The sequence below is a fragment of the Herbaspirillum lusitanum genome (assembly GCF_046025995.1).
GTDB lineage: Bacteria > Pseudomonadota > Gammaproteobacteria > Burkholderiales > Burkholderiaceae_D > Herbaspirillum > Herbaspirillum lusitanum_A.
In genome coordinates, this window is the sequence record NZ_JAQQFM010000001.1 from 653,367 (window position 1) to 673,650 (window position 20,284).

25 protein-coding genes are annotated in these 20,284 nt (G+C 58.0%); 3 read left to right on the top strand and 22 right to left on the bottom strand.

What is annotated here, in order from left to right:
* Nucleotides 1-55 precede the first annotated feature (55 nt).
* The 7 genes from PQR62_RS02980 to PQR62_RS03010 form a co-directional block, all read right to left on the bottom strand.
* Complete coding sequence (locus PQR62_RS02980; RefSeq protein WP_408154609.1) at nt 56-1,567, bottom strand: aldehyde dehydrogenase family protein; 1,512 nt, start codon at nt 1,565-1,567, stop codon at nt 56-58.
* 65 nt (nt 1,568-1,632) lie between these two features.
* Nucleotides 1,633-2,544 (bottom strand): NAD(P)-dependent oxidoreductase, encoded by a 912-nt coding sequence (locus PQR62_RS02985; protein WP_408154611.1) that lies wholly within the window; start codon nt 2,542-2,544, stop codon nt 1,633-1,635.
* Between the two features lie 202 nt (nt 2,545-2,746).
* Complete coding sequence (locus PQR62_RS02990; RefSeq protein ID WP_408154613.1) at nt 2,747-3,661, bottom strand: LysR family transcriptional regulator; 915 nt, start codon at nt 3,659-3,661, stop codon at nt 2,747-2,749.
* Nucleotides 3,662-3,822: 161 nt separating this feature from the next.
* The gene (locus PQR62_RS02995) at nt 3,823-4,635 is read right to left on the bottom strand and encodes an ABC transporter ATP-binding protein (protein ID WP_408154615.1); all 813 of its coding nucleotides are present in this window, start codon (nt 4,633-4,635) and stop codon (nt 3,823-3,825) included.
* Between the two features lie 41 nt (nt 4,636-4,676).
* The gene (gene ntrB / locus PQR62_RS03000) at nt 4,677-5,594 is read right to left on the bottom strand and encodes a nitrate ABC transporter permease (protein ID WP_408154617.1); all 918 of its coding nucleotides are present in this window, start codon (nt 5,592-5,594) and stop codon (nt 4,677-4,679) included.
* 142 nt (nt 5,595-5,736) lie between these two features.
* Nucleotides 5,737-7,038, bottom strand: coding sequence for a CmpA/NrtA family ABC transporter substrate-binding protein (locus tag PQR62_RS03005; RefSeq protein ID WP_408154619.1), 1,302 nt, complete (start codon nt 7,036-7,038; stop codon nt 5,737-5,739).
* Nucleotides 7,039-7,517: 479 nt separating this feature from the next.
* Nucleotides 7,518-8,150 (bottom strand): ANTAR domain-containing response regulator, encoded by a 633-nt coding sequence (locus tag PQR62_RS03010; protein ID WP_408154621.1) that lies wholly within the window; start codon nt 8,148-8,150, stop codon nt 7,518-7,520.
* 667 nt (nt 8,151-8,817) lie between these two features.
* Here PQR62_RS03010 and PQR62_RS03015 point away from each other — a divergent pair.
* Entirely contained in the window at nt 8,818-8,976 is a 159-nt protein-coding gene (locus PQR62_RS03015) for a DUF3309 family protein (RefSeq protein WP_408154623.1), read from the top strand.
* Between the two features lie 127 nt (nt 8,977-9,103).
* Nucleotides 9,104-9,409 (top strand): hypothetical protein, encoded by a 306-nt coding sequence (locus PQR62_RS03020; protein WP_408154625.1) that lies wholly within the window; start codon nt 9,104-9,106, stop codon nt 9,407-9,409.
* A gap of 323 nt (nt 9,410-9,732) precedes the next feature.
* Here the strand turns inward: PQR62_RS03020 and PQR62_RS03025 are convergent, their stop codons facing one another.
* The 13 genes from PQR62_RS03025 to PQR62_RS03085 form a co-directional block, all read right to left on the bottom strand.
* On the bottom strand, nt 9,733-9,948 hold the full coding sequence (locus PQR62_RS03025) for a YMGG-like glycine zipper-containing protein (protein WP_408154627.1): 216 nt from the start codon (nt 9,946-9,948) through the stop codon (nt 9,733-9,735).
* A 198-nt stretch (nt 9,949-10,146) separates the two neighbouring features.
* Nucleotides 10,147-10,491 (bottom strand): hypothetical protein, encoded by a 345-nt coding sequence (locus PQR62_RS03030; protein WP_408154629.1) that lies wholly within the window; start codon nt 10,489-10,491, stop codon nt 10,147-10,149.
* Between the two features lie 191 nt (nt 10,492-10,682).
* Nucleotides 10,683-10,853 (bottom strand): CsbD family protein, encoded by a 171-nt coding sequence (locus tag PQR62_RS03035; RefSeq protein WP_408154631.1) that lies wholly within the window; start codon nt 10,851-10,853, stop codon nt 10,683-10,685.
* 410 nt (nt 10,854-11,263) lie between these two features.
* Nucleotides 11,264-13,300, bottom strand: coding sequence for a PAS domain-containing sensor histidine kinase (locus tag PQR62_RS03040; RefSeq protein WP_408154633.1), 2,037 nt, complete (start codon nt 13,298-13,300; stop codon nt 11,264-11,266).
* Between the two features lie 63 nt (nt 13,301-13,363).
* Entirely contained in the window at nt 13,364-13,852 is a 489-nt protein-coding gene (locus tag PQR62_RS03045) for a response regulator (RefSeq protein WP_408154635.1), read from the bottom strand.
* A 77-nt stretch (nt 13,853-13,929) separates the two neighbouring features.
* Nucleotides 13,930-14,559, bottom strand: a complete 630-nt coding sequence (locus tag PQR62_RS03050; protein WP_408154637.1) for a response regulator — start codon at nt 14,557-14,559, stop codon at nt 13,930-13,932.
* 245 nt (nt 14,560-14,804) lie between these two features.
* On the bottom strand, nt 14,805-15,134 hold the full coding sequence (locus tag PQR62_RS03055; protein WP_408154707.1) for a BON domain-containing protein: 330 nt from the start codon (nt 15,132-15,134) through the stop codon (nt 14,805-14,807).
* An 86-nt stretch (nt 15,135-15,220) separates the two neighbouring features.
* Nucleotides 15,221-15,601, bottom strand: coding sequence for a cell envelope biogenesis protein TolA (locus tag PQR62_RS03060; RefSeq protein WP_408154638.1), 381 nt, complete (start codon nt 15,599-15,601; stop codon nt 15,221-15,223).
* A gap of 162 nt (nt 15,602-15,763) precedes the next feature.
* Nucleotides 15,764-15,976, bottom strand: coding sequence for a CsbD family protein (locus tag PQR62_RS03065; protein ID WP_408154639.1), 213 nt, complete (start codon nt 15,974-15,976; stop codon nt 15,764-15,766).
* Nucleotides 15,977-16,079: 103 nt separating this feature from the next.
* Nucleotides 16,080-16,631 carry a ferritin-like domain-containing protein gene (locus tag PQR62_RS03070; RefSeq protein ID WP_408154709.1) on the bottom strand — a complete coding sequence of 184 codons (552 nt, stop codon included), beginning with the start codon at nt 16,629-16,631 and terminating at the stop codon, nt 16,080-16,082.
* A 118-nt stretch (nt 16,632-16,749) separates the two neighbouring features.
* Nucleotides 16,750-17,070: an ElaB/YgaM/YqjD family protein gene (locus PQR62_RS03075; RefSeq protein WP_408154641.1), complete on the bottom strand. Its 321-nt coding sequence runs from the start codon at nt 17,068-17,070 to the stop codon at nt 16,750-16,752.
* Between the two features lie 383 nt (nt 17,071-17,453).
* The gene (locus PQR62_RS03080; RefSeq protein WP_408154643.1) at nt 17,454-17,648 is read right to left on the bottom strand and encodes a hypothetical protein; all 195 of its coding nucleotides are present in this window, start codon (nt 17,646-17,648) and stop codon (nt 17,454-17,456) included.
* Nucleotides 17,649-17,685: 37 nt separating this feature from the next.
* Nucleotides 17,686-17,883, bottom strand: coding sequence for a CsbD family protein (locus tag PQR62_RS03085; protein WP_408154645.1), 198 nt, complete (start codon nt 17,881-17,883; stop codon nt 17,686-17,688).
* Nucleotides 17,884-18,899: 1,016 nt separating this feature from the next.
* On the opposite strand from PQR62_RS03085, the gene PQR62_RS03090 reads away from it, so the two are divergent.
* Nucleotides 18,900-19,364, top strand: a complete 465-nt coding sequence (locus PQR62_RS03090) for a PA2169 family four-helix-bundle protein (RefSeq protein ID WP_408154647.1) — start codon at nt 18,900-18,902, stop codon at nt 19,362-19,364.
* 108 nt (nt 19,365-19,472) lie between these two features.
* Here PQR62_RS03090 and PQR62_RS03095 read toward each other — a convergent pair whose 3' ends face one another.
* Together PQR62_RS03095 and PQR62_RS03100 are read right to left on the bottom strand one after the other, a co-directional pair.
* Nucleotides 19,473-20,036, bottom strand: a complete 564-nt coding sequence (locus PQR62_RS03095) for an NADPH-dependent FMN reductase (protein WP_408154649.1) — start codon at nt 20,034-20,036, stop codon at nt 19,473-19,475.
* A gap of 124 nt (nt 20,037-20,160) precedes the next feature.
* Nucleotides 20,161-20,284, bottom strand: a 124-nt coding sequence (locus tag PQR62_RS03100) for an ABC transporter ATP-binding protein C-terminal domain-containing protein (RefSeq protein WP_459251853.1), incomplete at its 5' end; no start/stop codon positions are given.

Sequence of the window (20,284 nt, forward strand, 5' to 3'; positions counted from 1 at the left end):
TTGCTGGTATTGACTGGTGCTTGATGTCCGGCTTAGATGCTGCCGTGGGCGAGCTTCATGCGTAACCGAAAGGCGCCGCCGGCGACTTCGCCGTTTCCACCCACACGCTCTTGGTCTGCGTGTATTCGTGCAGAGCCTCGACGCCGCTGGAACGGCCATAGCCGCTCTGGTTGTAGCCGCCGAACGGCGAGGTCACGTTGATGGTCTTGTAGCTGTTGATCCAGAAGGTACCGGCATTGATGCCTGCCGCCACCCGGTGCGCGCGCGCCACATCGCTGGTCCACACCGCGCCGGCCAGACCGAAGTCGCTGTCGTTGGCGATGCGGATCGCATCTTCCTCGGTGTCGAAAGGAATCACCACCACCACCGGGCCGAAGATCTCGCTACGCGCGACATCCATCTCGTTGGTCACGTGCGCCAGAATCGTCGGCCGCACGAAGAAGCCGTCCTGGCCGTCCGGCAGCTCGGCGCCGACCAGCTTGGCGCCGGCCTTGACGCCGCTGGCGATCATGCCGACCACGTGCTCATACTGGCGACGATTGGAAATCGGACCGACTTCGGTCTGCGCATCCAAAGGCTGGCCGACCTTGATCTGCGCCGCGCCCCTGGCCAGCATGGCGACGAATTCTTCATACACCGGACGCTGCACCAGCAGGCGCGAACCGGCCACGCAGCTTTGTCCGGCCGAGGAAAAGATGGCGGCCTGCGCGCCCAGACTGGCGCGCTTCAGATCGGCATCTTCAAACACGATATTGGCCGACTTGCCGCCCAGCTCCAGCACGCAGGGAAGCAAGCGACGTGCCGCCGCTTCGGCGATCTTCTTGCCGGTCTGCGGCGAACCGACGAACACCACTTTTTTGATATGCGGATTGTCGATGGCAGCCTGGCCCACGGTGTGACCATAACCCGCCAGCACATTGATCAGACCGGCCGGCACGCCGGCCTGCTCGGCCAAGGCGGCAACCGCCAGCGAAGTGAAGGGCGTCAGTTCGGACGGCTTGAGCAACACGGCATTGCCCATGGCGATGGCCGGCGCCAGTTGCCAGCCGCAGGTGAAGATGGGCGCGTTCCACGGCGTGACCTGCAGCACGGTGCCGATCGGTTCGCGCCGCGTGTAGTTGAGATGCGTGCTCGGCACCGGAATCACGTCGCCGTAGAACTTGTCGGTCCAGCCGGCATAGTATTCAAACATCTCGGCCACCTTGGCCACTTCGCCGCGGCAATCGCGGATGGGCTTGCCGGCGCTGAGCGCCTCCAGCTGGGCCAGCGGCTCCAGGTGATCGCGGATCTTCTGACCGATGGCAAACACCACACGACCGCGCGCGGCGTGCGTCAGCTTCCACCATTCGGCCTGCGCAGCGACGGCGGCGCGTGCGGCCTGCTCCACCACGCTGGCGTCGGCATCACGATAGTTCAGGCTGGCGCGGCCGCTGGCCGGATTGACCAGCTCGATCAGGTCGCCATTGCCCGGCACCAGACGACCGCCGACATACGAACCGACGCCGGCGGCATCGGGAAAGAAAGACGCGAAGGCGGCCAGCAATTGTTCTGTTTCATTGGACTGCATGTGTGCTCCTGAGAATCTTGAAAATGGGTGAGTCGGTGAGGCCGCCAGGCGCAGCCATCAATCTGTTATCGAGCGCCGCCGCTGAATTGCACGATGCGGTTGAAGTCTTCGGCATCGGCTACGCCGTCGGCGCTGGCGGCCCATAGACGCCCGGCCTCGGTCGCCAGCGGTGCAGCGCTGCCGAGCTGCGTCAGCAAACCCATCGCCAGACGCAGATCCTTGCGCATCAGCTTCATGGTGAAACCGGAATTGAACGCCTCGTTGAATACCCAGGTCGGGTAGTTGACCTGGGTGACGCCGCTGCGGCCGGAGCCCGCATTGATGCCTTCAAAGATTTGCTGAGGGTCGAGGCCGGCGTCGGCGGCGATGCGCGCGGCTTCACCGGCCACGATGAGATGCGCGCCGCACATCAGATTGTTGAGCAGCTTGGTGACGTGACCGGCGCCGACCGGGCCGACGTGTACGCGCTTGGCGCTGATGGCTTCCAGCACCGGCGTGGCGGCTTCGACGTCGGCTGCGGCGCCGCCCAGCACCATGGTCATGGTGCCGGTGGCGGCGCCCTTGGGGCCGCCGCTGACCGGTGCATCGATAAAGCGTATGCCTTTTTCAGCCAGCGCTGCGGCCACCTTGCGCGTGCTGTCGGGGTCAGCGGTCGTGGTGTCCACCACCAGCAGGCCGGCCTGCCCGCCCTGCAGCAAGCCGCCGGCGCCGAAGACCACTGCTTCCACCACATCCGAGGTCGGCAGCGACAGGATCAGCAGATCGACCGCCGCCGCCAGCTCCGCCACCGACGCATAGGTCTTGACGCCTTCCGCCGCCATGCCGGCGGCCGCCTGTTCGGAAGGATCGAAACCCGACACCTGATAATCGCCACGCAGCAAAGACAAGGCCATGCCGCGCCCCATATTGCCCAAACCTGCCACTCCGATACGCTTCATCCGAACTCTCCTCTGCAATGTGCACAAGCCGGTAAGCATCGCCGCCAGGGCTTTGTCATCAACCGGTCATGCAGCGAGTGTGCGAGCAAGCCGACATCGGATCAATTACATCGAAAGCAGATTAATGTTCTGATTTTGAGAACACACAGGCGTGACGCGGCCTGCAAGGCAGAACAAGCGTGCGGAGTGGTGGAAAAAGCAGAAAGCCTGGGTGCGCATCCAGATGAAACTCAGCCTGCGCTCAGCTGGTCACCTGAAACGCCTGCATCAGCGAACTCGAATACGACACCAGCCGATTCGCCGCGACCGACAGCTTGCGTCCGACGCGGGTGATCAGATGCACCTCGGCGGTGGTCAGTACATCGCTCTGGATGGGAATGGCGAACAGCTCGCCGGCGGCCAGCTCAGTCGAGACCGAAAAACGCGGCAGCAAGGTGATGCCCTGCCCCGACTTCACGAACTGCTTGAGCACGTTAATCGAGTTGGTGGTCAGCAAAGGATTGAATTTGATCTTGGCGGCGTATTCCGCCAGCGCCAGCAGCTGCCGCGTGCCGTAGGAAGAATGCATCAGGCCGATCGGATATTCGGCCAGTTCCGGCAGCGTGCAAGCCTTGGCTTTGCGCAAGGGCGAATCGGGATGCACGATCACCTGCATCGGCTGCGGCTGCAGCGCGCGCGTGACAATCTTGGGATCGCTGGGCGGGTTGTAGACCAGACCGATTTCGGCGGCATCCTCGGCCACCAGACGCAGCACTTCATTGGTGCCGGCCAGATCCAGAGAAATGGAAATCTGCGGATGGCGCTGCGCAAAATAGGCCATGGGCTGGCTCATGAAATCGCTGACGAAACCTTCGCCGATGACAATATTGACGTGACCGCGTTTGAGCCCGCGCAGACCTTGCAGCTTGGACATCAGGTCGGCCTGGTGCGCGCCCTGCTCGCGGTAATAATCGATCAGCAATTGTCCGGCTTCCGTGGTCACCACGCCGCGCCGGTGACGCTCCATCACCGGGATCGCCACCTCTTGCTCCAGCAGCGCGATCTGGCGACTGACGGCGGAGGGTGCGATATCCAGTTTGTCGGCGGCGGCGCGCACGCTGCCGCATTGCACCGCTTCAAAGAAATAGCTGAGACGCTGCTCGTTGAGCTTTTTCATTTTTTCTCCCTGTCGGATGACGCGCCGCTGAGGCGTGCGCGGCATCTCTGTTCCGCAAATTAGAACACATCAGCAGAATCGGGATAAATATGGGAAGTCAGCGCCCCCAAAAGCAAAGAGCACGCCGCAGCGTGCTCAAAGACATCGCCGCGATCACAGTCTCAGGCAGCTTCCCTGGCCGGATGCGCTTGCTTGCGATACAGGAATTCCAGCACGGCGGTACGGTATTCCGAGTACTGCGGATCTTGCGCCAGCGCCACGCGTTCGCGCGGACGCTGCAGGCTGACCTCCTGAATTTCGCCGATGGTGGCGGCCGGGCCGTTGGTCATCATGACGATGCGATCCGACAGCAACACCGCCTCATCGACATCGTGCGTCACCATCACCACGGTGGACTGAGTCTTGGCGACGATCTTGAGCAATTCATCCTGCAGGTGCGCGCGGGTCAGTGCATCGAGCGCGCCGAAGGGTTCGTCCATCAGCAAGACCTTGGGTTCCATCGCCAGCGCCCGGGCGATGCCGACGCGCTGCTTCATGCCGCCCGAGATTTCATTGGGCCGCTTGTTCTCCGCCGCAGTGAGGCCGACCATGGCCAGGGCGGCCTTGGTGCGATCGCGCAGTTGCGTACGGTCTTCGGTGGCGGCGAATACGCGTTCCACGCCGAGGTAGATGTTTTCATAACAGGTCAGCCAGGGCAGCAGCGAGTGGTTCTGAAACACCACGGCGCGCTCCGGCGAGGGTCCGCCGATTTCGCGGTTGGCGCACAGGAGCACGCCTTCGCTGGGCTTGATCAGCCCGGCGATCAGATTGAGCAGTGTCGACTTGCCGCAGCCGGAGTGGCCGATCAGCGTGACGAACTCGCCCTTGGCGACGGTCAGGTTGATCTCGCGCAGCGCGTGAAAGCTGCCTTTCTTGGTGTAGAACACCATCTCGACGTCGTGAATGTCGATGAATTTGCTGTTGAAGTTTTCCATGTCGCTTCCTTTGTCTGAATGTCGGCTGCAGTGCGTCAGCGTCAGCTATTGACCTGCTCATAGGTGAAGGCACGCGCAAGCGCCATCAGCATTTGCTCCAGCAGCACCCCGACCACGCCGATGACCACGATGGCGATGATGATGTGCGGCACGTTCAGGTTGTTCCATTCATCCCAGACCCAGAAGCCGATGCCGACGCCGCCGGTCAGCATCTCGGCCGCGACGATCACCAGCCAGGCGGTGCCGATGGCCAGACGCACGCCGGTCAGCATGTAAGGCAGCACCGAGGGAAACAGGATCTTGGTCAGAATCTTCCACTCCGACAGATTCAGCACGCGCGCCACGTTCATGTAATCCTGCGGCACGCGCTGCACGCCGACTGCGGTGTTGATGATCATCGGCCAGATCGAGCAGATGAAGATCGACCAGATCGCCGCCGGGTTGGCCGACTTGAACACCAGCAGGCCGATCGGCAGCCAGGCCAGCGGCGATACCGGTTTCAGCAGGCTGATGATGGGGCCGAACATGCCCGACAGAAAATTCACACGGCCGATCAGAAAGCCCAGAGGGATCCCCACCAGCGCCGCCAGACCGAAGCCGACGCCCACACGTTGCAGCGAGGCCAGCACGTTCCAGCCTATGCCCTGATCATTGGGACCGGCACGATAGAAGGGATCGGAGAACAGCTTGATCGCCTCCAGCAAGGTCACATAGGGCGTCGGAAAACTGCTGTTCTTCAAAGCAATGATTTGCCACACCAGCACCAGAAATGCCAGACCCAGTATCGGCGGCACGATGCGCATGAAGCTGCCGGAGCCCAGCGCTTGCAGGCGCTTCATCAGTCCCGGTTTCGGCTTGATCCTCACTTCGGTTTTGGCTGGCACACTACCGGCTTCGACCGCCGTGCTCCCGGCTGGTTTGGCGTTGTCGCCCATGACGTTTTCCATGACTGCGCTCATATCGAGTCCCTCTCGCTCAGAATCTGCACTGCCTGCTTGCTTGAAATTACCCCTGTGCTCCGGCATCAAAGCCGATCAGCTGACGCCGGAACGGCGAAGAGGCACGCCCCCGCATGCATCCTCGCTGTGCTTGCGCGCTGGTTCAGATCTTGATCTTGAACGATTGCGCGTAAGCCGCCGGATTCTTGCCGTCCCAGACGGTGCCATCCATCAGCTTGGAGCTGCGCATGACATCCTTCGGCACCGGCGTCTTGGTCATGGCTGCGGCGTCCTTGTACAGATCGATCTGATTGACCGACTTGGCCACCGCCAGATAGTCCGGATCGCTCTTCAGCAGACCCCAGCGGCGATGCTGGGTCATGAACCACATGCCGTCCGAGAGGTAAGGGAAATTTACCGTGCCTTCGTTGTAGAACTTCATGTAATTCGGGTCGTCCCAGGTCTTGCCGAGACCGTTCTGATAGCGTCCCAGAATGCGCTGGTCGATCACGTCCTTGCTGGTGTTGACGTAGGACTTGTCGGCGATCACTTCAGCCATCTTGTTCTTGTTGCCGAGCGAGGCGTCAATCCACTTGCTGGCGTCGAGAATGGCGGCCATCATGGCGCGGCAGGTGTTGGGGTATTTCTTGACGAATTCGAGCGAAGTGCCCAGCACCTTCTCGGGGTGATCCTTCCAGATGTCCTGGGTGGTGATGGCGGTGATGCCGACGCCGTCGACAATCGCGCGGTGGCCCCAGGGCTCGCCGACACAAAAGCCATCCATGTTGCCGACCCGCATATTGGCCACCATCTGCGGCGGCGGCACGGTGATCACCTTGGCATCCTTCATGGGATTGATGCCGTTGGCAGCCAGCCAGTAATACAGCCACATGGCGTGGGTGCCGGTGGGGAAAGTCTGGGCGAAGGTGTATTCGCGCTTGTCGGTCTGCATCAGCTTGGCCAGTGAGGCGCCATCCACCGCGCCCTTGTCGGCCAGCTTCTTCGACAGCGTGATGGCCTGGCCGTTGTTGTTCAGGCCCATCAGCACCGCCATGTCTTTCTTCTGCCCACCGATGCCCATCTGCACGCCATAGATCAGGCCATACAGCACGTGTGAAGCATCCAGCTCTCCGTTGGTCAGCTTGTCGCGCACGCCGGCCCAGGAGGCTTCCTTGCTGGGGATGATCTTGATGCCGTACTTCTTGTCGAAGCCGAGCACCGAAGCCATTACGATGGAGGCGCAGTCGGTCAGTGGAATGAAGCCGATCTTGACCTCTTCTTTTTCAGGCTTGTCCGAGCCTGCGGCCCATGCGCCGCCGGGGGCTAATCCCATCATGCTTGCTCCTGCCGCAATCCCTGCGGTGTGAATGATTTGACGGCGCTTGCTGTTGACTGCAGCGCCGGTGAAGACAGATTCGGCAGATTCAGTGACGGTATTGTCCGGCTGCTGTTTTTTGACATCCATTGCATTCCCCATTCAGTCGACAAACGAAAAGACAAATAAAAAAGGCGCCATCCAGCACGAAGAAACCCCATGCTGAAAGACGCCCTTGTCTTGGTCGGCTCAACCGCCTTTGGCTGAACCTGCTTGCGCACTCATTGCGCTACGCCATCGATTCAGCAAAGAGCGTGCCAGGCGCTACTGCATATCGCTGGATACCCAGAAAAGCGCCTGTTTTCAGAGGAGGCCGAGGATTTTCAAGCCGGAATCAGCCGGCCCGAAGCAGGAGCGTCCATGCGGAAAAACCAAGGATGCAGACGCACCGCATTTGTGCCGCGCACCAAATTGGCAGCGCAAAACGGCCTTGGGGGGAAGGAAATGTGATGAATGGAAAGACGGCGGAAGGCCTTGGCGCCTGATCGGAAACGCCCTTTCTCAGGCGCTGTACTTATCGGTGCAGAATCAGTCGAGAGAGCAACGATGCACGCGCTGGGTAAGGAAGCTCAGCCCAGCAAATCTTCGGCATCCAGAATGCGTTGCGCCACGTCGGACAATTTGAGATTTTTATTCATCGCCAGACCGCGCAGCTTCTGGTAAGCCTGATCTTCGGACAAGCCGTTGCGCGCCATCAGCACGCCCTTGGCGCGCTCGACCAGCTTGCGTTCGGCCAGCTTGAGCTTGGTTTCCGAGAGCTCGGTAAGCAGCTTCTGCTCCTGACGGAAACGCGCCAGCGCCACATCCAGCACAGGTTTGACACGTTCGGAATGCAGGCCCGCCACGATATAGGCGGTGACGCCGGCAGCCATCGCCGCCTCCATGCTGGAGGTGTCATCGTCTTCGGTGAACATGACGATGGGACGGCGCTCGTCGCGGGTCGCGATGACGATGTGCTCGAGCACATCGCGGGCGTCGGATTCGGCTTCGATGATGATCATATCAGGCTGCAGCCGGGCGATCTGGTCCGGCAGCGAGAGATCGGCGGGCAAGGCGGCAATGATGTTGTAACCGGCCTCGGTCAGCCCATGACGCAAGGCCTCGGCACGATGCTGAGACTGGGCGTGCGCCACTGGATCATGATCTTCTTCCATGTGCGGCACGGAATTGATGATGACGATACGCAGTTGGCGGGTGGGCATTGTTCGATCAGACTTCATGGCTGTATTCAGAACCTGGCTGCTGGCTGAAGAGCGGCAGCACTGCGCGCTCCCCTGGTCTCCGTTGCAAGCGACGCTGCACAGCAGCATGCGCTCAACGGCCCGAATATTAACTCATTGCTTCGCGATCTACATAATATTGCCGCTGGAACAATCGGTACAAAAAAACACAGGGGAGACCGGCCTGAGCGGTACAAGCCTGCAAAGTCAAATCGTAGCGCCACCACGATTGCGCAGTCTGGCTCGCTTTCCGCACCAGGAGCTCAAGCAAAATTCAAACCATGCAGGGCCAGCTTGTTCGCGCAATCCGCCCGCCACCGACTCAGGCCGACGGCATTTGAAGGCCGGGAGTCTCGCAAACGCGAGCGCATGACCGAGCGTCACATCCGCTTGCCCACTTCCGTCCCAGGCCTTGCGACTCTTCCCTCCATGCAACGTCAGCAAATCAGCTAACAAGTTTGCTCTGTTTTCCTACAGTCAATTCAGGCGAACGCCGATCACGCCCTGCCGAGGCTCCCGATACCATGCTTTACACGATCAGATGTCGCCGACGCGGGGCATCGAATCGGCGAAAGAGTCGAAGAGTCGCGACTGAAGCTTCTTCAGATCCGATCGGTCGGCAGCCCCATCAATAACAAGGAGAACAATCATGACTCTCGGTACCATTCTTTTGATCATTCTGGTTCTGATCCTGCTGGGCGCGCTGCCGGCATGGCCACACAGCCGCAGCTGGGGTTACGGCCCAAGCGGTATCGCCGGCACGGTGGTGATCATCCTGCTGATCCTGCTCTTGCTCGGCAAGATATAGTAAAGTCCCCCTGGTCTCACAGGCACGCTTGCGTGCCAGATGCTGCCCGCTGATCGGTTCCGCAAGGAATCGAACGGCCGGCGGCTTCAATGCATGTTCCCTAAGTTTTCTTCAACGAGGTGCCCATATGAAAAAAAATATTTTTTTGAGTGCGTCATTCCTGTTCGCGGCCACTTGCTTCAGTGCAGGCCTGGCGCATGCGGCGGAAGAGGATGTGACCAACAAAGACCCGGCGCGCTGGTACAAGGCCGATGAAACGCCGAAGGCACGCAATCAGAATTTCATCAAGGAAGCCAATGCGGCTTACGCGCAGGCGCTGCAAGAATGCAAGGACAGCAAGGGCGCCGAAGCCAAGGCATGCCGCCTGGAAGCCAAGGACAATCTGAATCGCGACAAAGCGCGCGCCAAGCGCATTCTGGAATCATCATCCTGATCCGAGGCAGCTCAAAGATGGTTCTGCATATTTGAACTGTGCAGACAATAAAAATGCGGAAGCGCCCCCAAGGCCTTCCGCATTTTTTATTGCCGGTGTGTTCACTTGATAGTTGACGGGATTGCGGCGACCAGGCAGCTTCCCCCCCTCTCCCGGCAGCCGAACGCCGCCAAAAAAGCGATGGGTAAAAACGAAGAGGGCGATTCATCAACATCGATGAACCGCCCTCTTCCCTCAAGACCCTCAAGATCTTTTTTTATCTCATGCTCAGGCGCGTCAACGCGTCAGTGAGCAGAGAAGGATGTCGCAGGTGCTCGCGCTGATCAGCGACCGACCTGATTGCCGATCACGCCGCCGACTGCAGCGCCGCCGGCAGTACCGATGCCGCTGCCGCCGGTCAGTACCGCGCCGCCAACCGCGCCGATGCCGGCGCCGACTGCAGTATTTTTGTCACGCTGACTCATGTCGGCACATCCGCCCAGGACGGTCAACAGGCAAACGGTGATGGAAGTAATCGCGACTTTTTGAATTGTTTTCATGGCAGCACCTCACTAAAAATTGGATGGGGTAAAACTTCTGTCTCAAATGAACCAGACGCCTCATTTCACCTTGGCAGGGAAGTGCGATCGATTCATTACATCAACCCGACACTGACTTATTGACGGCGCCGGTTACAGAATTTGCAAATGCTGAACTCTGGAATCGAAATACAAGCGATGCAAAATCACGGAGCACGCTCACATCATCATGCGATACACGCAGGGACGATCCGACGACTTCTTGTCGGCGCCGGCCGGCTTGCAGGCAGTACCTTTCTGATCAGCGTGTTCATAGACGATCACGGCATTGCGCACAGCCTTGGGACGCTTTTGCTGCGCCATATCCATATAACGAAATTCCTTGCGACTCAGTTTCTGAATCCGGGCGGCATCGAGCGGCATATGCCGATCCATCACCGATGAACTCCAGCGCGACGATGCAGCGGCAAGCTGTTCCGTGCCGGCAGGCGTTTCAGCGTTGGCGAGTCCAGGCAACAGCGTGGCGCCAAGCATCAAGCTGAATACCAGAGATATTTTTTTCATGTTGACTCCCTTGGTACTAGGCGTCGGACCGGATCTGAATGGTTCTGTCATCCTGTCACCCGACTGTCGCCATCTTTACAGAAATTGAACTTCGCCAGAAGCAGCCTATTCCGATTCTTCCGTAGGAATATTCCTACATCGACGGCGGCTGCGCAGCAAAATGGGAGCTTCCGCTCCCATTTGCTCGCGCCTTAGCGCTTCAGTGCTTCCTTGGTATCGCCGTAGTTCTTTTGAACATTACCGGCGACCTGCTTGGCCGCACCCTTCACTTCTTGCTCTTTGCTTCCGGTCAACTCACCAGCCTTTTGTTGAACCTTGCCTGCGGCTTGCTTGACAGCGCCTTGTACTTGATCCTTGTTCATAATGCCTCCTGAAGTTGAAAAGACCAGCTGCTGTAGCAGTAACAGCGAACTGCACATCGGGACACGTTTCAGCGGTGCTGAATCTGTGTTGACGATGAACCCATGTTAGCGATGAGCTCGCCGGAGGAATATAAGAAAGCGCCTTTTTAAGACGTAGGAGAAATCGAAAAAAGCTGCGGGACAAATGGAGTAAAAAAGGAAGAATTGAGGAAGGAGACTGACCGCAGCGCATGCACAAGAGGCGCAGTTCCGGGTGATGAAGAAACAGCTGACACATGCCGCGCGATGCGGACGCCAGCGCCAGATGCAAGGAGCAACGCCATCACCGCCCTATGAGCCGTGGAACGGCAGCTTTTGAGAAACCGCCGATGCATTTGAACGCGCAATGCGAAATGACCGGCGGCCCGAAATCAGGCTTCGGCGGCAGGCGCCACCGGCAATTGTATGGTGATCAACGAGCCCTTGCCCGGCGTGGAACGGATATCCACCGCACCGCCGAAATAGGTGGCACGCTCGCGCAATCCGCGCAGACCATAAGTCTTGTTATTGTCGCGCCGCTCGGCAGGAATACCGACGCCATCGTCCTTGACTGTCAACGCCACGCGATCTTCATCTACGTCGAGAATCACGTCCACCTTGCTTGCCTGCGCATGTTTGCTGACATTGTTGAGCATCTCCTGCAGCATGCGATAAATCGCAATTTCCATCTGATGGCCCACGCTGACATCTTCATCCGGCAAGCTGGCGCGGCAGGTGATGCCGGTGCGCTCATGCAACTCATCCAGCTGCTCTGAAATCGCAGCCTTGAGGCCGAACAGATCGAGAGTATTGGGTCGCAACTCGGTCTGAATCCGGCGCGTGGTACTCACCAGCGACTTCAGCAAACCTTGCATGCGGGTCTTGCGGTCCTGCCATTTTTCATCCGTCGGCAGGATCTGGTAGACGCCTTCGAGGTGCATGCTGAGCGCAGTCAGCGCCGCGCCCATGTTGTCGTGCAGCTCACGCGCAATGGCGCGCTTTTCTTCTTCGCGCACGGTTTCCAGATGATTGGTCAGTTCGCGCAGCAAGGCGGTGCGCTGGATCACGGTCTGCTCCAGCTCGCTCTCGCGCTGGCGCAATACGTCTTCCGCCTGCTTGCGTTCGGTAATGTCGGTACTGATGCCGATCACGCCCTGCACCGTGCCGTCCTTGCCGAACCAGGGCACCTTGGCGGTCTGGAAAGTGAACACGCCGCCCGGCAGCTGTATGGTTTGTTCAAGCTTTTCAGGCTTGCCGGACGCCATCACGCGCCGGTCGTCGCGATCGATGCGGTCAGCCTGGTCGACGTCCATGAACAGTTCGCGGCTGCCGCGATACATGGTCTCTTCCCAGCTCTTGCCGATTTTTTCCAGGGTCGCGGGATTGGCGAAAATCATCAGTCCCTGGCGGTTCTTCACGAAAATCGGATCGCTGGTGCTTTCGCTGACGGCGGTCAGCAAGGCGCTGGTCTCGGCCAGCTTTTGCGCGTTGCGGGTGCGCTCGCCGTATTCGTTATCCAGCTTGCTGGCGGAGCTCCAGAAAATCGACACGATCAGCACGGCATTGATCAGCGTCAGCGTCGGCAGCAGCAGCTCCGAAGAAATCCAGCCATGCAGCAAGGCCCAGTTGAGCAAGAGGCTGAAGGCCAGCAACAGCAACAGCGTCTGCGGCAACAGGCGGCGCAGCATCTTGCCACCGGGCGCGATGCGCATCACGATGGCCATCAGCTGATGGCCGGGCCGCGCCATCAAGGTCGCGGTGCCGAGCAGCAGAAACACCAGCGTCGTCAGCAGCGGCACCTTGCTGTAATACTTGAAATAGATGAATTGATTGGAGCCGTAGATGTAGCCGACCAGCGGTATCGCATTGAGACCGATCAGCGCAAAGGCCATGTATTCAGCCGGATAGTAGCCGCCCAGCAGGCGCAGATCGAGTGTCAGCAGCGACAGGCCCAGCAGCAGAAAAGCCACTGCCGTCAAAGGATGAACCGACAGGCCCGAGATCAGGTTGGTATCCGGCGCCACGTCGCTGACCGGCAACCAACCGCTCAGATACATCAGGCCCTGCGCCAGGAAGGCCAGGCCGATCAGTACCAGCAACACAGCAAACACCGAGGCGGCATGACGGATGCCTGGGCCGGCATGATCCACGCTCATGCAGCGCAGATAAATGGCAGTGCCGGCAATCATGAAGCCGACGCCACTGCCGCTCTTGACGGCAATCAGGTCGGCCAGGATCTTGCGGTATTCAGGCGCGAGATAACTGCTGATGAGAACCACCACGCCAAACAGAGCAACCGCCATGGCCAGCCCCATTGCGAGCGTGACCATGCTGGCGTAATTGGACTGGGTGGCGGTGAAATATTCGATGGAACTATGTTGTCCGGCGTCGCTGGATTTCAGACGCGCGCCACCGATTTTTTTTTGCATTCTTGAATATCCCCAAATTGTCGGCAGCGATTTCTGCGATTCTTCAGGAGATCGATCCGACTGTTATAGCCCCCCGGGCTGCGCCGAATTGGGTGCATCGATCGCCTTGTAAGCTCCATCGCTGCGGTCTTCGCTCGACATTTTCTCCAATAGATCGCACAGCAGCGCGAGCTCGGAAGACTTGTCGAAGAAATGATCTACGCCGTATTGCTTGCCGACACGACGATAAGTCGCCCCTGCATGATTACTGAAAATGATCTTGGCCTCGCGCTGGGGACGGGTATTCGATCGCGTCAGCGACTGCAACAGACTAAGGCCGTTGCCCTGACGCAGCTGGATGTCCAGAATCAGGACGTCATAGCTGACTTCCAGCAGATGGCGCAGGGCCTCGTCTTCGGTCTCTGCGTATCCGCTCAGCACTACGCCGGGGATTTCAGCCAGATTCTCGACAATCAGATCGCGCACATCTTCGGAGTCTTCAACCAGAAAAATCCTTAAAGGAGCACCTTGATGGCCCTTATGTTGCGACAGCGGGATCAAAGTATCTTCCATGATTGAAATCCGATTCTTTCTCCGTCCATTCGCCATGGTGATGACGCGGCTATCGGCCTGACGGCCAGCCTGGCTAATCAATCGATCAAGTTGTTCTTGATCGCGTAGTAGATGATGTCGGCGTTGTTCGCCATGCTCATTTTTTGCAGCACGCGCGAGCGATAGGTGCTCACTGTCTTGACGCTCAGGCACAGTTCATCGGCAATCTGCGTGACGCCCTGTCCCTGGCCGAGCTTGTAAAAAATTTCGTATTCGCGCTGCGACAGCGTTTCGTGCAAGGGCTTTTCCGAATCCACCGGCTCGCTGGTCAGCAGCTCGGCGACACCGTAACTGATATATTTGTGGCCGCGCAAAATGGTATTGATGGCGTTGACCAGTTCGGTCGCCAGCGCTTCCTTCTGCACATAACCGCTGGCGCCGCTGCGCAGCACCTGCACCGCATAGCGGCTTTCGGGATGCATGCTCAGCATCAGCACCGGCAGTTCAGGCTTTTCGCGCTTGATCTGCTTGAGCACTTCGACGCCGCTCTTGTCCGGCATGGCGATATCCAGCAAGACAATGTCCCAATCCTGCGACCGCACCAGACGGATCGCTTCTTCCGCCGTACTGGCTTCGCCACCGATTTCCATCGTCGGGATCTCGGCGATGAAATGATGCACGCCAGCCCGGACGACTGCATGATCATCGACTACAAGTATTTTTGTCATAGTTTCTTGAGCGGTGAAGATTTTGCCGCGCTTCTTTATGGTTACAGACTGATTTGCCGACCCGAAGAACCTGTGAACATCCTGATTCTTCCGCCGCCGGCGACTCCTGCTCCGCGCCACGGCGGAGATGGCTAATATACATCACCGCCCCTTTGCTGTCTGCTTCCGCACTCCGCTCGCTGTTCCCAAACGGAGTCTGGAAGCAAGCAAACCGGTCGAAACCGGTTTGCTGCATCAAGTATCAGTTACTTCTTCAATCGCAGGTCGTTGCGCACCGATTGCACGCCCTTCACGCCGCTGGCCAGTTCAGACGCGCGGGTAGCCGAAGTAGCGCTCGACACAAAGCCGCTCAGTTGCACGATACCCTTGTAGGTTTCGACATTGATCTCAGCCGACTTCAGATTTGGTTCGTTGAAGATGGCAGCCTTGACCTTGGTGGTGATCACGGCATCATCGACATATTCGCCGGAGCCTTCCTTGCCCGAGGTGGACGCGCAGCCCACCAGGGAAACCATGAACAGTGCCAGGAAAAATGCTGCGAAACGCTTGGTGAGGGAAAGTTTAGTCATGATGATCTCCTTGAGAAAAATCGGTACACAAATCCGCGTGGGCTAGCAGGATTTAATCTGCATCAACCCGTGCGGTGATATTTTTGAAATTTTTACTTGGCGTACTTCGACTTGGCAGCGGCCACACACTTGTCCTTGGCATCGCCGCTCATCGCATCGCACTTTTCCTTGGCAACGTCGTAGTTGGCGTCGTTCTTGTCCTTGGCTGCATCTTTCGACGCATCTACGGTTTTGTTCTTGGCCTTGGCGTCGGCAATGGTGGATTCATGAGCAGCCTTGGCTTCCTTCTCACAGACGTCCTTATCATTGCCCTTCAGCGGACCACACTTCTTTTTTGCCAGCTTGTAGTCGGCATCGGCCTTCTTCACGTCAGCTTTGTATTGCGCCTTGGCAGCATCAGCTGCGTAGGAAGCGGTAGCGGTCATGCCCATTGCAGCGGCGCCCAGGATCATGGTTGCGATGATTTTTTTCATTGATGTTTCCTCATTTTGATAATCGTCCGGGTCCTGCTTTACCCCGTCATTTTTTATGTGTAGCCGGTGTTTTTATGTCCACTCTGCTACCTTGCCTCCAACAGTCCGACACGCCTGATCGCCTGCCTGCCGCGGTACGGAACCGCAGCAGCAGGCTGACGATCAGTGACGCCAGTCTTCGTTGCGCTTTTCGAACTCGGTGATCTGCTTTTCAGCCTCATCCTTGTTCACGCCGTAGACCTCCTGAATGCGGCCGGCCAGCTGTTCGCGCTTGCCGTCGATACGATCCAGATGGTCGTCCGTCAGCTTGCCCCACTGCTCCTTGGCCTTACCCTTGAACTGCTTCCAGTTACCTTCGATGATGTCCCAGTTCATAGCGATCTCCTTCTCTGGTTGGTCCCGACATAGTTCGGGTCTTACATGCGCTCAGCCTTCCGGCTCAGCGCCAATCCTGTTGCTCGACCTGCGCTGCAGAAAATTATTCCAGCAGGTCGCGCATGTCGTCAGCGTGTTCTTCTTCCTGCGCCAGAATTTGCACCAGCAGATGACGCGTGGTCGGATCCTTGTCGCCGATACGTTCGATCATCTGGCGATAAGCCTCGATGGCGATGCGTTCGGCAATCAGATTAGCTTTGATCATTTCCTTGATCTCGGACGAATCGTCGTAGTCGGCATGACTACGGTCGGCGAGAATGCGAGGATTGAAATCAGGCTCACCGTTGAGCTGCACAATGCGCTCGGCAATCCTATCCGCATGATCCTGTTCTTCCTGAGCGTGCTGCAAAAACTCTGCCTTGATCGGTTCGTTTTCAAGACCGCTCGCGGTGTAGTAGTGACGCTTGTAACGCAATACACACACCATCTCAGTGGCCAGGGCATCGTTCAGCATGGCGACAATTTCCTGGCGATCACCACGATAGCCGTCGGTGACTGCACCGCCATCGAGCTCCTTGAGCGCGGCGGCGCGCAATGTCGCCTTGTCGAGGTGAAAACCTGCCTTGCCGTTCACGACGGGTGGATTCTTAGTCATCATTTACCTTTCTCCGATTTCATTACTGGCGCCGCCTTGAGGCCACGCACTTGCTAGATATCAGACCGATGCCTACCGATCAGATCCGCAGACGGAAGTCCCGTCCGCTATTTGGTTCTTAATGTTGCGGTTCGCCGCAACGGCTCACCACCAGACCGACCAGAACGCCGATCCCGGTGGAAATGGCGATCGCACGCCAAGGATTCGATTGCACGTAGTCGTCGGTGGTCGCGACGATCTCACGACCGGTATCGAGCACCAGCGATTGCGCTTGCTGCGCCTTGTCCATTGCCTGATCCAGGATTTCCTGGCCTTTGGCGCGCAAATCCTCGGCTGTCTTGCCGGATGCGGCTGCCGCTTCGACAAACAGATCCTGCGATTCCTTCAGCAGTGCCTGCACATCGCTTCTGACCGTCTTGAATTGTTGATTTGCTCGCATGTTTTCTCCGTTCTTGATGTTCGGGTTGTCTTAGTACAGCAGCGCAACTTGCAACAGCACCAGTACCAGCACAGGCACACCCAACAGCCAACCCAGCACAAACTTGTCCATGACTGCCTCCATTTTTTCTTGTTGCATCAACGGGATTTTTCAACCCCATCTCTGCACTCACAGCGGCTTTTTATGCCACCAAGGTCACGACTTTTTGCTACTCAATTCACTCTTGCATGTGCGCTGCTGCGGGCCTGAAAAATTGTCTGAACAATCTTGCTTCTTGCCCTGGTTCTGCCTTGCGCTCTGCGATGACTCCAAGATACTTGCCCTGCTGTTTTGCTCATATAGGAGCGCTACCGATTAACCTGTAGGACAAGCGGTGAATCCGCTTACCGCTCAGCCTGTAGCGGCGGCCGTGCCGCCACCGGCGGCAGATTGCCGCCCTCGCCTTCCCAGCGCTGCAGCTCTTGCCGCTGCAGACGACGTTCACGACGGCGCATGCGGCTGGCGCACAGGCCCAATACCGAAGCCACCGCCATGCTCGATACGCCGAGTGCCAAAATCAGGTTGCGAGTGGAAAACATATTTTTCTCCTTTGCTGTATTCGAATGCCGACCAGACTCAGGCCGAAATGCTGCGCTGTCGCAGCGAGCGCTTGATGAGGTCCTGAGCTTCGCCGATGGTGTGCTGAACGCGACCGGCCGCCTGACGCTCCAGGGCCGTTTGACGCAACAGATGACTGCCGCTCAATACCGCGAATTTTTCTTCCAGCGTGCCCAGCGCGACTTTGAAATTTCCTGCGACCTTGTTCTTGTTCATGACGCTTCTCCTGGTGGAACCGACTGTTGAGCTGCAAAAGATCCATCGAAATTTCAAAAGCTGCAGGTGGGTATTTGAGGCACGCATAAGCCGCCACGCACAAACCACACATGCTGCGCTGATCGCTCCGCTATTCACTCATCTCTCTCAGCCCGGATGAGGCACGTCTGGAAGTCAATGAAGTACGTTGCACGATGGAAAGATACTAACAATCGAGTCCCAAACTCAGCTATAGGACGCCAGCGGATTGTCTTGTAGGACAAAGCGCAAAGCAGCGCCAGCACTGGCTCTTTCGTCATTGACCTGTTTTATCTGCGCCACGGCATTGCAATTGCAGCAAGTTTTTTATGTTTTTGGGGAAACCGTTTTTTGCGTTGCCGAATTGATTGCACGCTGCCCGAATCCATGAATAGGCGCGGGCAAAAGGAATGCGATCCTGAGGCAGATGAGTTTGCCTGCATGCGCAGCTCACAAGCCAGTCTCCTGTCCGGCGCATGCCGCACAGACGCGCGCAGCAGAGGAGATTTGCGCGCCGGCCAGATCAGTTCACCGGAGAGAGGGCCTCATCACTGGATGCACCTCGGATGGCAGGCCCAGGCCCTTTAATCCTGCTGCATTGCGGCTTCTAGTCCTACAAGGCATTGAGCCGGCGTCCGATGCCTGAGCAAACTTGAAGCGCCTAAGATGAAGGCGTTAAAAACGTGATTCGAGTTTCATGGAATCACAAAGCCGAGGATCGATACGCTCAGCGTGAAACGAAGGAAAAAACGTAGCTGAAAACGATCCGCTCAACATCATAGAAATCATGTAAAGGAGAACATCATGGGCAAATATTTTCTGGCGTGGCTGTGCGGTGTACCGGCTTTTGTCCTGATTCTGGTTTATCTGTTCGTTCACTGATCCGAATGGTGGATGCGCTCGTCACTGGCGAGTGATATGAGTCTTCATCTGCGCCTGCTGCGGCATCCGCCGTATATTTTTATTTGCGGATGCCAGAACTAAAAATAGGAGTTGCCATGAATAACGATAAATTGATATCGACGCTGAACGATCTGATCCAGATCTCCAAAGATGGAGAAAAGGGTTTCCAGGCCTGTGCTGAAGATGCTCAGGAGCGCTATGTGAATTACCGCGAATTGTTCATGGAAAGAGCGCAGTCTTGCGCCCAGACCGTACTTGATCTGCAGGATCTGGTGCAGCGGCTCGGTGGCGAACCGAGCAAGCACAGCACCATCGGCGGCACCCTGCACCGGCAGTGGATCAATCTCAAATCTGCCATTACCGGCAAGGATGACGAAGCGATTCTGAGCGAGTGCGAACGCGGCGAAGAGGCGGCTGTGCATGCATATCGCAAGGCGCTGGCGGAAGATCTGCCGAATGAAATCCGCCTCATCATTGAGCGCCAGTACCAGGATGTATTGCTCAATCACGACAAGGTGCGCGCGCTGCGCTATCGCGCCCAGGAGCGCAAGGCGGCCTAGCATGTGCGGCGGCACATAGGTATAAAAAGAGCGATGTGCATACATCGCTCTTTTTTTCGCCCGATTAACTCGCCTGAATCACACCGTTAGACGCAAGTGCTCGCTGCTTCACTTCTTCTGCTGCAACAGGCGCGTCCAGTCAGTCAGCGACACCAGCATCTTCTTCAGAAATTCGCGCGTCGGCTCATGCGTCAGCTTGCCGGCCTCGAAGCGATCGGCGGCGCCGCCTATCATCACCTCAGGCTGATTGATGAATTTGAGATCGAGAAATACGCCGATCTGGCGCAGATGATATTGGGCGCGCGCGGTACCGATTGCACCGGGACTGGCTCCCATGATCGCCGCCGGTTTGCCGGCAAACGGCTGGGACGGCGGACGTGAAGCCCAGTCGATGGCGTTTTTCAACACCCCCGGAATCGAATAGTTGTATTCCGGAGTGGAGAAAATGATGGCATCGGCTTCGGCGATCTGCTTGCGCAAACGCTCTACCGCAGGCGGCCAGCCTTTTTCGCGCACGTCGTCGTTGTACAGCGGCAGATCGGAAATATCCGCCTCGGTCAGCGTCACACCCGGTGGCAGCAGCTCGTACAGCGCCTTGAGCGCAGCCGTGTTGTAAGAGGCCGCGCGCAGGCTGCCTGAAATGCCGAGAATCTTGATATCGGTCTGGCTCATCTAACCCTCCTGTCATTTATGCGAAACGGAAAACACATGCCGGCAAAGCATGCGACTGCTATACGACCGTCTCACGCTGCCGGCGTTCGCCGCCCGACTGAAGAGCGATGAACGGAACGCCGCTCTATCCCTCGCCCAGATAAGCCGCCTTGACGCGCGGATCATTGAGCATGTCGGCGGCGCGGCCTTCCATCGTGATCAGGCCGGACTCCATCACGTAACCGCGGTGCGCCGCCTGCAGCGCCAGT